The 16,078-nt window shown below is 57.0% G+C and carries 14 protein-coding genes and 1 tRNA gene; 1 reads left to right on the top strand and 14 read right to left on the bottom strand.

The genetic code is table 11. The features are described 5' to 3' along the window. Positions 1–28: 28 nt before the first annotated feature. The 9 genes from nusA to rlmE all read right to left on the bottom strand — a co-directional run bounded on the left by nusA (position 29) and on the right by rlmE (position 9,090). Positions 29–1,531, bottom strand: coding sequence for a transcription termination factor NusA (gene nusA, locus NCG89_RS12850; RefSeq protein ID WP_251086948.1), 1,503 nt, complete (start codon positions 1,529–1,531; stop codon positions 29–31). Positions 1,532–1,579: 48 nt separating this feature from the next. Then, positions 1,580–2,035 (bottom strand): ribosome maturation factor RimP, encoded by a 456-nt coding sequence (rimP, locus tag NCG89_RS12845; RefSeq protein ID WP_251086947.1) that lies wholly within the window; start codon positions 2,033–2,035, stop codon positions 1,580–1,582. Positions 2,036–2,877: 842 nt separating this feature from the next. Further along, positions 2,878–2,963 (bottom strand) — tRNA-Leu (locus NCG89_RS12840). 8 nt (positions 2,964–2,971) lie between these two features. Then, the gene (secG, locus tag NCG89_RS12835) at positions 2,972–3,355 is read right to left on the bottom strand and encodes a preprotein translocase subunit SecG (RefSeq protein ID WP_251086946.1); all 384 of its coding nucleotides are present in this window, start codon (positions 3,353–3,355) and stop codon (positions 2,972–2,974) included. Further along, the gene (tpiA, locus tag NCG89_RS12830) at positions 3,355–4,110 is read right to left on the bottom strand and encodes a triose-phosphate isomerase (protein WP_251086945.1); all 756 of its coding nucleotides are present in this window, start codon (positions 4,108–4,110) and stop codon (positions 3,355–3,357) included. Before tpiA ends, secG begins: the two co-directional genes overlap by 1 nt. A 65-nt stretch (positions 4,111–4,175) precedes the next feature. Beyond that, the gene (gene glmM, locus NCG89_RS12825; RefSeq protein WP_251086944.1) at positions 4,176–5,519 is read right to left on the bottom strand and encodes a phosphoglucosamine mutase; all 1,344 of its coding nucleotides are present in this window, start codon (positions 5,517–5,519) and stop codon (positions 4,176–4,178) included. Then, positions 5,516–6,397: a dihydropteroate synthase gene (folP, locus tag NCG89_RS12820; RefSeq protein ID WP_251086943.1), complete on the bottom strand. Its 882-nt coding sequence runs from the start codon at positions 6,395–6,397 to the stop codon at positions 5,516–5,518. The genes glmM and folP overlap by 4 nt, the downstream gene beginning before the upstream one ends. A 4-nt stretch (positions 6,398–6,401) precedes the next feature. Continuing rightward, positions 6,402–8,354, bottom strand: coding sequence for an ATP-dependent zinc metalloprotease FtsH (gene ftsH, locus NCG89_RS12815; protein WP_251086942.1), 1,953 nt, complete (start codon positions 8,352–8,354; stop codon positions 6,402–6,404). A 112-nt stretch (positions 8,355–8,466) separates the two neighbouring features. Beyond that, the gene (rlmE, locus tag NCG89_RS12810; protein ID WP_251086941.1) at positions 8,467–9,090 is read right to left on the bottom strand and encodes a 23S rRNA (uridine(2552)-2'-O)-methyltransferase RlmE; all 624 of its coding nucleotides are present in this window, start codon (positions 9,088–9,090) and stop codon (positions 8,467–8,469) included. Positions 9,091–9,232: 142 nt separating this feature from the next. On the opposite strand from rlmE, the gene yhbY reads away from it, so the two are divergent. Further along, positions 9,233–9,535, top strand: coding sequence for a ribosome assembly RNA-binding protein YhbY (yhbY, locus tag NCG89_RS12805; protein ID WP_251086940.1), 303 nt, complete (start codon positions 9,233–9,235; stop codon positions 9,533–9,535). Between the two features lie 26 nt (positions 9,536–9,561). On the opposite strand, the gene greA is transcribed toward yhbY, so the two are convergent. The 5 genes from greA to dapB form a co-directional block, all read right to left on the bottom strand. Then, complete coding sequence (greA, locus tag NCG89_RS12800; protein WP_251086939.1) at positions 9,562–10,044, bottom strand: transcription elongation factor GreA; 483 nt, start codon at positions 10,042–10,044, stop codon at positions 9,562–9,564. Then, the gene (gene carB / locus NCG89_RS12795) at positions 10,041–13,262 is read right to left on the bottom strand and encodes a carbamoyl-phosphate synthase large subunit (RefSeq protein WP_251086938.1); all 3,222 of its coding nucleotides are present in this window, start codon (positions 13,260–13,262) and stop codon (positions 10,041–10,043) included. The genes greA and carB overlap by 4 nt, the downstream gene beginning before the upstream one ends. Positions 13,263–13,396: 134 nt before the next feature. Continuing rightward, on the bottom strand, positions 13,397–14,533 hold the full coding sequence (gene carA, locus NCG89_RS12790; RefSeq protein ID WP_251086937.1) for a glutamine-hydrolyzing carbamoyl-phosphate synthase small subunit: 1,137 nt from the start codon (positions 14,531–14,533) through the stop codon (positions 13,397–13,399). Positions 14,534–14,785: 252 nt separating this feature from the next. Beyond that, complete coding sequence (locus NCG89_RS12785) at positions 14,786–15,211, bottom strand: acyl-CoA thioesterase (RefSeq protein ID WP_251086936.1); 426 nt, start codon at positions 15,209–15,211, stop codon at positions 14,786–14,788. Between the two features lie 11 nt (positions 15,212–15,222). After that, positions 15,223–16,029, bottom strand: a complete 807-nt coding sequence (gene dapB, locus NCG89_RS12780; protein WP_251086935.1) for a 4-hydroxy-tetrahydrodipicolinate reductase — start codon at positions 16,027–16,029, stop codon at positions 15,223–15,225. Positions 16,030–16,078 lie beyond the last annotated feature (49 nt).

The following is a 16,078-nucleotide window of genomic DNA, read 5'->3' as shown; positions in this document are numbered from 1 at the left end:
ATCATTCTCCCTAAACTATAGGACTCGCTTAATTTGCAGTATCGTCTTCGTCTGCAAACCACGGGGCTCGAGCTGTCATAATTAGCTCAGCGGCCCGCTCTTCGGTCATGTCTTCAATATCGAGAAGATCTTCAACGGCCTGCTCTGCCAGATCCTCCATGGTGATAATGCCGCGACTGGCCAATACGAAAGCCAAATGCCGCTCCATACCCTCCATCGTCAACAGATCTTCTGCAGGCTCAGCGCTATCAAGCTGCTCTTCGCTAGCAATAGCTTGAGTCAGCAGCGCGTCTTTTGCCCGGGCACGTAGCTCCTGGGCGATATCCTCATCAAACCCTTCAATAGCCATCATTTCCTCAAGGGGAACGTAGGCCACTTCTTCCAGGGTGGTAAAACCTTCGTCCACCAGCACCATCGCCACGTCTTCATCAACGTCCAGGGCTTCAACAAAGCCGGCGACGATCTGCTCGGATTCCTGCTCGTGTTTTTCTGCCATTTCATCAACGCTCATCACATTGATGACCCAACCAGTCAGCTCACTGGCCAAACGCACATTTTGGCCCGCACGGCCGATGGCTTGAGCGAGATTGTCTTCGGCAACACCCACATCCATGGTGTGGGTATCTTCGTCTACCACGATAGACTCCACTTCAGCCGGCGCCATCGCATTGATCACCAGCTGGGCAGGGTTGTCGTCCCACAGAATAATGTCGACTCGCTCATTGCCCAGCTCACCAGATACCGCCTGCACCCGCGAGCCCCGCATGCCGACACACGCACCAACTGGGTCGATGCGGCCGTCATTCGTCTTCACGGCGATCTTCGCCCGGGAACCGGGGTCGCGGGCAGCTGCCCGAATTTCAATCACCTCTTCGGATACTTCCGGCACTTCAATCTTGAACAGCTCAATCAGCATTTCCGGGCAAGCGCGGCTCAGAAACAGCTGCGGCCCACGGGCTTCGGGGCGTACGTCGTGCAGAATGGCGCGAACCCGATCATTGATACGAAAGACTTCACGCCCGACCAACTCTTCACGCGGCAGTAGTGCCTCGGCGTTGTTACCGAGATCCACAATAATGCTGTCGCGAGTCACCTTCTTCACCGAGCCACTGAGCAGCTCACCAACCCGGTGCAGATACTCTTCCACCACCTGAGCACGCTCGGCTTCACGAACTTTTTGCACGATCACCTGCTTGGCGGTTTGCGCAGCAATCCGACCAAAACCAACATTCTCAACCTGCTCTTCGTACACATCACCCGCTTTCAAGCTGGGGTCGTGCTCATGAGCCTCTTCCAGAGTGAACTGGGTACCCAGCAAGGCGAGCTCCTCATCGGGCATGACCTCCCAGCGACGGAATGTTTCGTAGTTGCCGGAAACACGGTCAATCACGACGCGAATATCGGAATCTTCGTCGTAGCGTTTTTTTGTTGCAGTGGCCAGAGCCTGTTCAATCGCTTCGAAAATGATGCTCTTAGAAACACCTTTCTCGTTAGAAACAGCTTCAACCACCAGCAAGATTTCTTTACTCATTGTCCGCCTCGTTCCGTAGCCGGCTATAAATAAGACAACGGCACCCTTTTAAAAACTGGGCACCACATTCGCTTTTTCAATGTGTTGGTGCGGAAGCAAATATTCATGCTCATCCACCCGCAACACGATGTCCTCATCCTCAATCGCCACCAGGCGACCGAGAAATTTGCGCCGCCCCTCAAAGGCAACGCGCAACCGGATGCTGATATCACTACCAACATACCGGGCAAACTGGTCTAGGCTGTACAGCGGCCGGTCCATCCCGGGTGATGACACCTCCAGGTTGTATTCACCAGCAATCGGGTCTTCTACATCGAGAATACCGCTGACCTGATGGCTCACCTTGGCGCAATCATCCACACTGATACCATTGTCGCTATCAATGTAAATTCGCAGAGTCGAATGGCGCCCCTGGGCGTGGTGCTCCAGCCCCCAGAGTTCATAGCCAAGTGCTTCAATACCCGGCCGTAACATCGCCTCAATCTTGCCGCTTTTGCCCGACAACGTACTCTCCGCCAATCAAAACAGGATGCCACCAATAAAAAATGGGCCCGAGGCCCACTATCGAAATTCCATGACGTACGCCTTGCGGCGATACGAAAAAGCCCCTGCGTAAGGGGCTTTAAAGAAAACTTCTAACCAAGTATCAAGCGAGGTGCCCTACGCTTATGTCGACGCGCCCTGAGACGCAAAATCCGACCTACTCTCAAGAGAGCGGCATTATAGGACCGAGGCCTGAATAGGTCAAGGCGAGTCGCGACCCCCAGCGCCGCACCACCTCTTTCAAGTGCCAACACAAGCGAGCCACTGCAACCTTCAAAAACCAGGGCAACGACAACCCTCTACCGACGACCTGCAACACTGAGCCAATGTCGGACTCACAGACAAACAAAAATAAAGCGCTTCTTAGAATCCCAACAAAAACGCACGGCATTATAGGCATCAGCGTTACTCAACCGATGGTCCGCAGGGCCGAGCGACAGCGAGCCAGCGGGGAACGCAGTCACCCCGAAGGCATATAAAAAAGGTAGCCCGTTGGACCACCCTCCTTGTATTGGTGCCGACAAAAACGCACCGCGTTTTTGGGCATCGGCGTTACTCAGCCGATGGTCCGCAGGACCGAGCGACAGCGAGCCAACGGGGGACGCAGTCACCCCGAAGGCACAAAAAAAGGCAGCCACTTGGGCTGCCTTCCTTATATTGGTGTCGACAAAAACGCACCGCGTTTTTGGGCATCGGCGCATCGCAGCCGATGGTCCGCAGGACCGAGCGACAGCGAGCCAACGGGGGACGCAGTCACCCCGAAGGCACAAAAAAAGGCAGCCCGTTGGGCTGCCTTCCTTATATGGTGCCGAAGGGGGGACTTGAACCCCCACGAGCGATGCTCACTACCCCCTCAAGATAGCGTGTCTACCAATTCCACCACTTCGGCTAATTTGCTTAATTTGCGGTCGGGATCTCCGAACCGGCAGCACCTTGCTCAGGCGCGGCAGGAATTTCATCCGGAGTCTCGGCGGGCGCATCCATTACTGGCGCCACATCGCGACTCTCTTCCAAAGCAGGAACCTCAATAATATCTTCACTGAAGCCACTCTTTTGTTTTGCCACATAGGCCAACGAGAGACTAGTGAGAAAAAACAAGGTGGCAAAAATCGCCGTCGCCCGGGTGAGGGCATTACCGCTACCCACGCTGCCAAACAAGGTTTGCGAGGCGCCCGCACCAAATGAGGCACCCATATCTGCTCCCTTGCCTTGCTGGATGAGGATCAAGCCAATGATCGCCAGCGCTGCCAGGACGTGAACTATTAAGATAATCTGTTCCATTATTCCGCCGCTCTGCATATCGCAGAAAATTCTTTTGCATCAAGCGATGCACCACCCACCAGGCCACCATCAATATCCGCCTGAGCGAACAGTGTCGCCGCATTGGCCGCCTTAACACTGCCACCGTAAAGGATGCGCAGTTTGGCCGCCGTCGACTCATCCCGCTTGGCAAACAGTGCGCGGATAAACGCGTGCACCTCTTGCGCCTGCTCAGGACTTGCCGTTTTTCCGGTCCCTATGGCCCACACCGGCTCATAGGCAACCACTATTTTCTTTAGCTCTTCACCAGACAGCGCACTAAAGACCGGCGCCAACTGGGCAGAAATCACATCCAGCGTCTGGCCATTTTCCCGCTCAGCATCGCTCTCGCCGACACAAACCACAGGGACCAAGCCCGCCGCCAACACTGCCTTGGCCTTAGCCGCAACAACCTGACTGCTTTCGCCATAAAGGCTGCGCCGCTCTGAGTGACCCACAATCACATATTGGCAACCCACGTCACCAAGCATGGCGGCGCTGACCTCGCCAGTAAATGCACCCTGACCTGATTGATCACAGACATTTTGGGCGCCCACTGCAACCGGCGTTGCCGCCATATCCGCTGCCACCTGCGCTACGTACACCGAAGGAGGAAACACCGCGATATCAATGCCCGGCTCGGCTGGCAGGGATTTCAGTAAGTCAGACAACAACTGTTTTATGCCAGCGCTATCACCGTGCATTTTCCAGTTACCTGCTACTAAAAAACTTCGCATGCCATTTCCCTTAGCGCAAAATGGGCGCCAATCTTACATAAAGTTATATGCACATACAAGACACTTTAGCCTTGCTCTGCAAGTCGACTAACGTGATCTGCAAGACGCTGGCAAAGCTGCTCAACCTGCTCGGCATGCTCGCCCTCGACCATGACGCGAACCAGAGGCTCAGTACCGGAAGGCCGTAGCAAAACACGGCCTTTTTCACCAAGCTCGGACTCCACTTCAGCCACTGCCGCGAGCAATTCATCGGACTGAAGATTCAGGCTTTGCGCAATGCGAACGTTCTTCATTATCTGGGGAAGTTTGGTAAGCCCGCTGCGCATTTCTGCCAGGCTCTGACCGCTGGTGGACAACGCTTGCAAGACCTTCAAAGCCGCCACGATACCATCGCCAGTCGTACTGACATCGGCACAAATGATATGCCCGGAGTTTTCACCGCCAAGCTGCCAACCCTGCTCGCACATTAGCTCTTTCACATAGCGGTCGCCAACCTTGGCCCGGCCAAAGGGAATACCCAGCTCTTTCAGTGCAAGCTCAAATCCCAGATTGGACATCAATGTGCCTGCCACGCCCTTGCAACCGCCAATCTGACGATGCTGCTCAGCAGCAATAATGTAGAGCAGCTCGTCGCCATCTACCAACTCACCGGAGGCGTCAACAAACAGCACCCGGTCGCCATCGCCATCAAAGGCGATACCCAGGTCGGCCTGGTCGGCTATCACGCGATTTTGTAATTCCTGCGGAGACGTCGACCCGCAACCCGCGTTTATATTCAGGCCATCTGGCCCGCCGCCAATCACCGTGACCTGCGCACCGAGCTCGGCAAACACCGAGGGAGCAACGTGGTAGGTGGCTCCATTGGCACAATCGAGCACAACGCGCATGCCCTCAAGACTGAAACCGCTGCTGACGGTGGACTTGCAGTATTCAATGTAGCGACCGGCAGCATCATCGATACGCCGCACCTTACCCAACAGAGCTGACTCTACGGTTTCCATGGGCTCGTCCAGCATCGCCTCAATGGCGAGCTCGACCTCGTCCGGCAGCTTGCTGCCCTCAGCCGAGAAAAACTTGATGCCGTTGTCGTAGTAAGGGTTATGACTCGCACTGATCACGATGCCCGCCCGCGCTTTAAAGGTACGGGTCAAGTAGGCGATGGCAGGGGTCGGCATTGGCCCCAACAATCGAACATCCACCCCGGCAGCTACTAGGCCAGCCTCCAACGCGGACTCAAACATATAACCGGAAATGCGCGTGTCCTTGCCGATAAGCACCGAGCTCCGCCCGCCCTCCTGGGCGAAAACCTTACCAACCGCCCAGCCCAGCTTCAGAACAAAGTCGGGTGTAATGGGCGCCTTCCCCACCCTGCCGCGCACACCGTCCGTACCAAAATATCGCCTTGTCATGGTCTCTCCATCAATCCGTTTAGCGCTGAGACGACTGCAAGGGCATCGGCCGTTTCAGCCACATCGTGGACTCGCACAATTTTTGCCCCCCGCTCCACCGCAAGCGCCGCCGCAACCACACTGGCGGGCATGCGGTCGCCGACTTCGCGGCCGGTTATCGCACCCAACATTGACTTTCGAGATACACCGACAAGCACGGGAAACCCAAGTTCAGCAAATTGTGACAATGACCGAAACAAGGTCAGGTTATGGTTTAGGCTCTTGCCAAAGCCAAATCCTGGATCCAGCAACACCTGGTCCCGAGCAATGCCTGCCGCCTCGCATGTCGCCGCCCGAGCTAACAGAAAATCGCGGACCTCAGCAACAATATCGCGATAGCGGGGGTCTGCCTGCATGGAGTCAGGCTCCCCCTGCATATGCATCAGACAGACGGGCAAGCCGGTTTGAGCCGCAGCAGCAAGTGCGCCGGGACGTTGCAAGGCACGGACATCATTGATGAGCCCTGCACCGAGGTCAGCCGATCCGCGAATGACCGCAGCCGTGCTGGTGTCGACCGAAATCACCACGTCAAATCGCGCCGCGATGGCCTCGACGGCAGGCAACACCCGATCGCACTCCTCTTGTTCGCTAACCGGTGCCGCGCCAGGGCGGGTGGACTCCCCGCCGATATCGATGAGCGTTGCGCCTTGTTCAATAAAGGCTTCAACCCTCTCGCACAGCACATCCAGAGCAATAGCGCCGCCCCAGTGCAGTTGGCCACCGTCGGAAAAGGAGTCGGGGGTGACATTGACCACCGCCATCACATGGGGATTACGAAGGTCTAAAACACGACCGCCACAGCGCAGCTGTGGCGGACATAGGGAAGTAGCAAGTGTCATGGGTTTAATTGTCGCGAACAGATCCCGCGAAAGGGTCTTCCGGACGGTTACCCTGATCCTCAGGTGACTCAGCCTGATCAGCATCACCATCACCGACGGGAGCAGAGTGCCCGCCATGACGACTATCGTCATCCCAGCCGGCCGGCTTGCGCGGTTTGCGACCCGCCATGATGTCATCGATCTGATGGGCATCAATGGTTTCGTAGGTCATCAACGCGCTGGCCATCATATCCAGCTTATCCCGGTTATCTTCCAGAATCTTGCTGGCGGTGGCGTAACATTCATTGATAATCCGGCGCACTTCTTCATCGATCTGGCGCGCCGTTTCACCCGACACCGACTTACCGCCTGTTGCTGCAGCGCGACCCAGGAAGACCTCTTCCTCGCCGTCGTCATACATCAGCGGCCCCATTTTTTCAGACAGCCCCCACTTGGTAACCATCTTCCGGGCAATATCGGTCGCCCGTTGAATATCGTTCGAGGCGCCGGTGGTGACCCCCTCCGCGCCCAGGGTCATTTCCTCAGCAATCCGCCCACCAAACAGCGAGCAAATCTGACTGGTGATATGGCGACGACTGAGGCTATAGCGATCCTCTTCAGGCAGGAACATGGTCACACCGAGTGCCCGGCCTCGCGGGATAATACTGACCTTGTAAACCGGATCATGCTCGGGCACCAAGCGGCCAACAATCGCATGCCCTGCCTCGTGATAAGCCGTATTTTGCTTTTCCTTGTCTGACATCACCATGGACTTGCGCTCGGCACCCATCATGATTTTGTCTTTCGCCAGATCGAACTGCTCCATCCCCACCAGGCGGGAATTGGCACGGGCGGCAAACAGGGCCGCTTCGTTGGCGAGGTTGGCAAGGTCGGCCCCAGAGAAACCGGGCGTACCACGGGCAATTACTGCGGGATCAACGTCATCGGCCAACGGCAGTTTGCGCATGTGCACTTTGATGATTTGTTCACGACCGCGAATATCCGGCAGTCCCACCACGACCTGGCGGTCAAAGCGGCCGGGGCGCAGTAGCGCCGGGTCAAGCACGTCAGGGCGGTTGGTGGCGGCGATTACAATCACGCCGTCATTCACTTCAAAACCGTCCATTTCCACCAGCAGCTGGTTCAGGGTCTGCTCACGCTCATCGTGACCACCGCCCATACCGGCACCGCGGTGGCGACCCACCGCATCAATTTCGTCGATAAAGATAATGCAGGGCGCCTGCTTCTTGGCCTGCTCGAACATGTCCCGCACCCGAGACGCGCCCACCCCAACAAACATCTCTACGAAATCTGAACCGGAGATGGAGAAGAACGGTACTTTCGCTTCGCCGGCAATCGCCTTGGCGAGCAGGGTTTTACCGGTACCCGGCGGCCCCACCATCAACACACCTCGGGGAATACGGCCACCGAGACGCTGGAATTTGCCCGGATCACGCAGAAACTCGACCAGTTCCTGCACGTCCTCTTTGGCTTCATCCACCCCCGCCACATCGGCAAAGGTGGTTTTAATCTGATCTTCGCTCAGCAGGCGGGCCTTGCTCTTGCCAAAGGCCATCGGGCCACCGCGACTACCGCCGCCACCGCCCTGCATCTGGCGCATAAAGAACATGAAAATGGCGAGAATGATCAGAATCGGGAAACTGGCTACAAGCAGCTGGGTCCAGAGGCTTTGCCGCTCTGGTTTCTTCCCTTCAATGACCACGTTGTGCTGGAGCAGGTCATCGATCAGCTTGGGATCGTCCACCATCGGCCGAACGGTCTCAAACTGGCTGTTATCCTTGCGCTGGCCACTGATCACCAGACCGTCGATCACCACCTTATTCACCCGCTCATTCTGAACCTCAGAAATAAACTGGGAATAATTCAGCTGCTCGGTTGGCGACTGAACACTGAAGTTGTTGAAGACGGTGAGCAGCACCGCAGCGATCACCAGCCACAACAATAAATTTTTAGCCATATCGTTCAAAAACCGATCCTCTCACTACACACAAATCAGGAATTGCAGCCAGTCCCGCGCGACAAAAACCCCTGCCACACTCTACACCAAACCTGCCCACCCTTCATGCAATTTAGCCCCGGTAGCCCCGGGCTACCAGATAGACCTCGCGGGAGCGCGGGCGAGACGCAGAGGGCTTGCGCGTCACCACCTTGTCAAAACTGTCACGAAGCAGTCTGAAGTAGTCATCAAAGCCCTCGCCCTGGAAAATTTTGGTCACAAAATCGCCACCGGGCCGCAATACTTGCCCGGCCATATCCAGCGCCAGCTCACACAGGTACATGGATTTGGGCTGATCTACATCCCTCATACCACTCATATTGGGGGCCATATCGGAAATAACAAGGTCCACCGGCTGCTCGGCGATCACTTCAAGTATCTGAGCGAGCACCTGGTCATCAGTGAAATCGCCGCAAACAAACTCGACACCGGCCAGGCTGTCCATCTCCAGAATATCCGAGGCAACCACTCGGCCGTGATGCCCCACCAGGTCCACCGCCACCTGGGACCAGCCACCGGGCGCCGCCCCCAGATCTACGACGCACATGCCCGGCTTGATCAGCCGATCCTTCTGCTGGATTTCCAACAATTTGTAACAGGCCCGGGAGCGATAGCCCTCCTTTTGCGCCAACTTCACATAATGATCGTCGAAGTGCTCCCTCAACCAGGCGCCACTCGAGGCAGAACGTTTAGCCAATGGATTCTCCTTTTCGAATTCGGGCGTTGGCACAAGTTGCCAGAATGCCGGAGGTCATCAAACCGACCAGCCGCCAGCATCTCCCCAACAGTATACCTTTCCCGTACAATACCGCCCCATTTTGCGAAAACGGTTCACCGACATGCCCCAGCTCAGCGCCAGCGACAAAAAACACCTTCGCGGTATCGGCCACAAACTCAACCCGGTGGTGATGATTGGCGACAAGGGAATCAGTGAGGGAGTCGAAGCAGAGCTCGAACGGGCGCTGAACGACCACGAGCTCATCAAAATCAAAGTGAATGCGGATGCGGACGTTCGTGGCGAGCTGATTGAGCAACTGTGTCAGTCGCATAGCGCGATGCTAGTACAGGCCGTTGGCAAAATCGCCCTGCTCTACCGCCCCGCCAAAAAGCCCAACCCCAAACTGTCCAACCTGCTCCGCTAGAATGCGAATAGGGCCGCTAACCGGCCTTATTCTGCGATGTGCTCTACTTTATCAATTTCGTATTCAATGCTGCCGCCGGGAGCGGCAACCACAACCACGTCGCCCTCTTCCTTGCCAATCAGTGCACGGGCAATAGGTGAGGTCACCGAGATCTTACCCACTTTGACATTGGCCTCATCTTCGCCAACGATCCGGTAGGTCAGCTCTTCGTCCGTGTCACAGTTGATCACCGTCACCGTGGCACCAAATACCACGCGCCCAGTGTAGGGAATCTGGGCGATATCAATCACCCGCACCACGGCCAGTTTGCCTTCGATCTCCTGAATGCGACCCTCGCAAAAGCCCTGCTGCTCGCGGGCAGCATGATATTCGGCATTTTCCTTCAGGTCGCCGTGCTCCCGGGCCTCAGCAATGGCCTTGGTAATGCGGGGACGCTCAACGCTTTTCAGGTGTTTGAGCTCTTCACGCAGGGCGCGCTCCCCTGCCACTGTCATCGGCACTTGACTCATTTTACCAACTCCTCATGCACGTCTTGCAGGCGACGTACCGTTTTTTCCTCACCAAAAGCCAGCGCAACGCAGATGGCCTCGGCACCCGCGAGGGTAGTGGTATAACTCACTTTATTGGCCAATGCGCTGCGGCGGATCAACGACGAATCCGCGATGGCTTGCTTGCCTTCAGTGGTGTTAATGATCAGATCAACTTCCCGGTTCTTCACCATATCAACAATATGGGGGCGACCCTCAAGCACTTTGTTGACGCGCTTACACTTCAGGCCGGCCGCCGTCAGAATACGGTGGGTACCGCGGGTAGCGCACAGCGAGAAGCCCAGATCGCTCAGCTGCTGGGCCACACCCACCACACCGTCTTTGTCCGGGTCACGCACACTCAAGAAGGCCATACCGCCGGTAGGGAACACTTCTCCCGCTCCACGGGCCGCCTTCGAGAACGCCTCGGCAAAGGTTTCACCCAAGCCCATGACTTCACCGGTAGATTTCATTTCAGGTCCCAAAATGGGATCCACGCCCGGGAACTTGTTGAAGGGGAATACCGCCTCCTTCACCGAGAAATACTCTGGCACCAGCTCACTGGTAAAGTTCTGCTCTGCCAGGCTGGTTCCGGCCATACACCGGGCCGCGATCTTCGCCAGCGACACACCGATACACTTGGAAACGAAGGGTACCGTTCGGGAGGCGCGGGGATTGACCTCGATAACGTAAATTTCGCCATCCTGAACCGCCAGCTGGACGTTCATCAGGCCAACCACACCCAACTCCAGGGCCATGCGCTTGACCATGTCCCGCATCTCGTCCTGGACTTTTTCATCCAGGGAGTATGGCGGCAGCGAACATGCCGAATCACCGGAGTGAACGCCAGCCTGCTCGATATGCTGCATGATTGCGCCGATCACCACATCTTTGCCGTCGGAGACCGCATCAAGATCCACCTCGACCGCCGCATTGAGGAAGTGATCCAGCAGCACCGGTGACTCATTGGACACCTTCACTGCCTCGCGCATGTAGCGCTCCAGCTCTTCCTCTTTGTAAACGATCTCCATGGCGCGACCACCGAGCACGTACGAGGGGCGCACCACCAGCGGGTAGCCAATTTTGTTGGCCGCCGCAATGGCGGCTTCTTCCGAGCGCACTGTGGTGTTGGGCGGCTGCTTCAGATTCAGCCGCTGAATCATTTGCTGGAAGCGCTCCCGGTCCTCGGCCCGGTCGATGGCCTCCGGGCTGGTGCCGATAATGGGCACGCCAGCCGCTTCCAGGTCCCGGGCGAGTTTCAGCGGGGTTTGACCACCAAACTGCACGATCACCCCTTTGGGTTTCTCTTTGCCGACGATTTCCAGCACATCCTCAAGGGTCACCGGCTCAAAGTAGAGGCGGTCGGAGGTGTCATAGTCCGTCGAGACCGTCTCGGGATTACAGTTAACCATAATGGTCTCGTAACCGTCTTCACGCATGGCCAGGGCCGCGTGCACACAGCAATAATCAAACTCGATGCCCTGACCAATCCGGTTGGGGCCACCGCCAATGACCAGAATCTTGTCACGCTCAGAGGGGCTTGCTTCGCACTCCTCCTCGTAAGTCGAGTACATATATGCGGTCGAGGTGGCGAACTCAGCCGCACAGGTATCCACGCGCTTGTAGACCGGGCGAATGCCAAGTTCATGACGGCGCTTGCGCAGCTGCCGCTCACTTACCGCCAGCAATACCGCCAGACGCTGATCGGAAAAGCCTTTGCGCTTCAGGCGCCACATATCGTCCCGGGTCAGGTCGGACAGGGCCACTTTCTTCAGGCCATTTTCCGCTTTGACGATGTCCTCGATTTGCACCAGGAACCAGGGGTCGATCCGGCAGTAATCGTAAACCTCCGCCACTGTCATGCCGTAGCGGAAGGCATCCGCCACATACCAGATGCGCTCGGGGCCGGGGTTGCTCAGCTCGGCAATCAAAATATCCTTGGCGCCGTCCCGGTCGGTATCGATTTTGTGCTCGAAACCTGCCGAACCCACCTCCAGACCGCGCAAGGCTTTCTGAACTGACTCCTGGAAGGTACGACCAATCGCCATGACCTCACCCACTGATTTCATCTGGGTGTGCAGGCGATCCTGAGCCTCGCCGAATTTCTCAAAGGTAAAGCGGGGAATTTTGGTGACAACGTAGTCAATGGCCGGCTCAAAGGAGGCCGGCGTTGCGCCACCGGTAATGTCGTTTTGCAACTCGTCCAGGGTATAACCCACCGCCAGCTTGGCCGCCACCTTGGCAATCGGGAAGCCGGTCGCCTTGGACGCCAGTGCCGACGAGCGGCTCACCCGGGGGTTCATCTCAATGACCACCAGGCGCCCGGTTTCGGGGTCCATACCAAACTGCACGTTAGAACCGCCGGTTTCAACACCGATTTCCCGCAGTACGGCGCAGGAGGCGTTACGCATGATCTGGTATTCTTTGTCGGTCAGGGTTTGCGCCGGCGCAACGGTGATGGAGTCGCCGGTGTGCACTCCCATCGGGTCAAAGTTCTCGATCGCGCAGATAATGATGCAGTTATCGTTCTTGTCCCGCACCACTTCCATTTCGAACTCTTTCCAGCCGATCAGGCTTTGATCGATCAGCAGTTCTTTAGTGGGCGACAAATCCAGGCCGCGGGTACAAATTTCGACAAATTCTTCTTTGTTGTACGCAATACCGCCACCGGAGCCACCCATGGTGAAGGAGGGCCGGATAATGGCGGGAAAGCCAATCGTGTCGAGAACCTGAAGCGCCTCTTCCATGCTGTGGGCAATCGCTGAATTCGGCGTTTCCAGGCCGATGCGTTTCATCGCCTGGTCAAACAGCTCCCGGTCCTCAGCTTTATCGATGGCTTCCTTGGTGGCGCCGATCATTTCGACACCAAATTTCTCCAACACCCCTTCGCGATCCAAGTCCAAGGCGCAGTTAAGCGCTGTCTGACCGCCCATCGTCGGCAACAGGGCATCGGGGCGCTCTTTCTCAATAATTTTGGCTACGGTCTGCCAGACCACCGGCTCAATGTAAGTTGCATCAGCCATGGACGGGTCGGTCATGATCGTCGCGGGGTTGGAATTCACCAGAATGACCCGGAAACCCTCCTCGCGCAGGGCTTTACAAGCCTGGGCACCGGAGTAGTCAAACTCACAAGCCTGGCCGATGACGATGGGGCCAGCGCCCAGGATGAGGATGGATTGGATGTCGGTTCTTTTAGGCATGGTGTCTCCGCGAGACGCTTGATGGGAGACCGGAGACGCTAACACTCCGCAGCTTGGCTGCGCCTGCTTTTGCGTCTCCGGTCTTCCGTCCAGCGTTAAGCATTCATCTCAACTTGTTTACAGCAATCCGGCAATCAGCCGCGCTTCCGAGCCTCAATCAGCTCGACAAAATGATCAAACAAAGGCGCAATGTCGTGGGGCCCTGGGCTTGCTTCAGGGTGACCCTGGAAGCTGAAAGCGGGCTTATCTGTCAGCTCAATGCCCTGCAGCGAGCCGTCGAACAGCGATTTGTGGGTCACCGCCACATTGGCAGGTAAACTCGCCTCATCCACCGCAAAGCCGTGGTTCTGGCTAGTAATATGCACAACCTTGCTGCGCAGATCCTGAACCGGGTGGTTGGCGCCGTGATGGCCAAATTTCATTTTCAGGGTCTTGGCGCCGGAGGCCAACGCCAACAACTGATGCCCCAGGCAAATGCCGAACACCGGCAGGCCCGAGGTCAAAATCTCGGCAATGGCGGCAATCGCGTAGTCACAGGGCTCCGGATCGCCGGGGCCATTCGACAGAAACACGCCGTCGGGATTCATCGCCAGAACCTCGGCAGCCGGTGTTTTGGCCGGCACCACGGTCAGTCGACAGCCCCGGTCAGCGAGCATCCGCAAAATATTGCGCTTCACGCCAAAATCATAGGCCACAATGTGGTGAGGCAGCTGCTCGTCATCGAGGTAACGATGCCCCTGTTCCAGTGACCAGGTGCTCTCGCGCCACTCGTAGGTCTCTGCGGTGGTCACTTCTTTGGCCAGGTCGAGCCCCTTCAGGCCACCAAATCCCCGAGCCAGCTCCAGCGCCTTGGCCTCGTCAATATCACCAGCCATCAGACAGCCATTCTGGGCGCCTTTGTCACGCAGAATACGTGTCAGGCGGCGGGTATCGATATCGGCAATACCGACCACGTTGCGCGATTTCAGATAGGAGGAAAGATCCTGTTCGCTGCGAAAGCTACTGGCGATCATGGGCAAGTCGCGGATCACCAGGCCGGCAGACCAGATTTCAGCGGCCTCCTCGTCCTCGGCATTCACACCGGTATTGCCAATATGGGGGTAAGTTAAGGTAACGATCTGCCGGGCGTAAGAGGGATCAGTCAAGATTTCCTGATACCCCGTCATCGCGGTGTTGAACACCACTTCACCGACAGAGTGCCCCTCCGCGCCAATTGCTAGGCCCCGAAAAATGCTGCCGTCTTCTAAGGCAAGTATGGCTGGAACGGTCAAAGACACCTCCTGGATCAGATTTGCGGCCGAGAGTCACCGCCGACAATAAGACCATCGGAGCGACGACTGAAAGACCACAGAGGAAAACACGCGTGCAAAAAAGCGAGATGAAGTTGCTTCACCTCGCTTGGTTGCCGATGGCGCGGCGAACATGACCGGCCACCCAAATCTGAGGCGGGATTTTACGCGAAAGTTTGACGGCAAGTCCACCGAAACGACCCGCAGAAGCCACAAACTACCGAAGGCAGCCCACTATCGCAAAGGATCGAAATAGCCTTCCGGCTCAGATACCGCCCGCCGCGTCTCTGAGCTGATCAATAAGTGGGCCGTTTTCGCTACGCTCACCAGGCGACCAGAGTCCCGCTCCTCGGTTTTATACACCAGATCAAAGCCGCAGCGATGGAAGGCCATCGCTGCCACCGAAATTCGCAGGGTGTCGCCATAAAAGGCCTCGGAGCGGTAGCTGACTGCCATATCGGCATTCACAAAGGCCAGGCCGCGGCGGGTATCGACTTCCCACAGCCCGCGGCTGATCAAAAACCGGGCACGGGCTTCATTGATCAGCTGCACCGCCGCATCATTACCGAAGTGACCACCGGCATTGATATGATCCATCAGCAAGGGAATCTCTGTGCTGAAGGCAAAGGCCGCTGGCAGGGCAATCTCTACTCGACTCATCTAAGGCCCTGCTATTTGAGTCCGAGGACGTCTTGCATATCGTATTTGCCGGGGTGTTGGCTCGCCAGCCAAACTGCGGCCCGCACTGCCCCTCTGGCAAAGGACATCCGCGAGCTGGCTTTGTGAGTGATCTCAACCCGCTCGCCCTCGGCACAAAACATCACCGTGTGATCGCCGACAATGTCACCGGCCCGCACCGTGGCGAAACCAATCGTCTGCCGGTCACGGGCGCCGGTCTGGCCTTCACGGCCGTATACCGCCACCTCGTCCAGGTCGCGACCCAGCGCATCGGCAACGACCTGCCCCATACTCAGGGCGGTGCCGGAGGGCGCATCCACCTTGTGGCGGTGATGGGCCTCATACACCTCGATATCCACATCGTCACCCAGTACCCGAGCTGCCATATCCAGCAACTTGAAGCACAGGTTCACCCCGGTAGAAAAATTACTGGCCTGACACACCGCAATGGAGCCAATGGCATCGGCCAAGACCTGCTTTTGGGTGGCATCAAAGCCGGTTGTACCAATCACCATGCCCTTGCCCGCACCGCCGCAGACTCTCGCATTGTTGAGCGTAGCGACCGGGGCGGTAAAATCGATCAGCACGTCAAAGTGGTCTGTAACATCGGCGATATCACCCACAATTGCGATGCCATTCTTACCAATACCGACCAGTTCGCCCGCGTCTGCGCCAACCAGCGAACTATCTGGCCGCTCTATCGCTGCACCCAGCTCACAACCCTCTGCCAATGCGACGGCTTCAATTAACGTTTTACCCATCCGACCGGCGGCGCCAGTCACTGCTACACGTACTGTCATTCATCCTTCCGTATTTCTGCTATCAACGTTCCGGCAGTGGTTGACCCAC

This window comes from Spongiibacter taiwanensis (assembly GCF_023702635.1).
GTDB lineage: Bacteria > Pseudomonadota > Gammaproteobacteria > Pseudomonadales > Spongiibacteraceae > Spongiibacter > Spongiibacter taiwanensis.
Note: the sequence above shows the minus strand (reverse complement) of the source record. Positions and strands in the feature narration are given on the sequence as shown.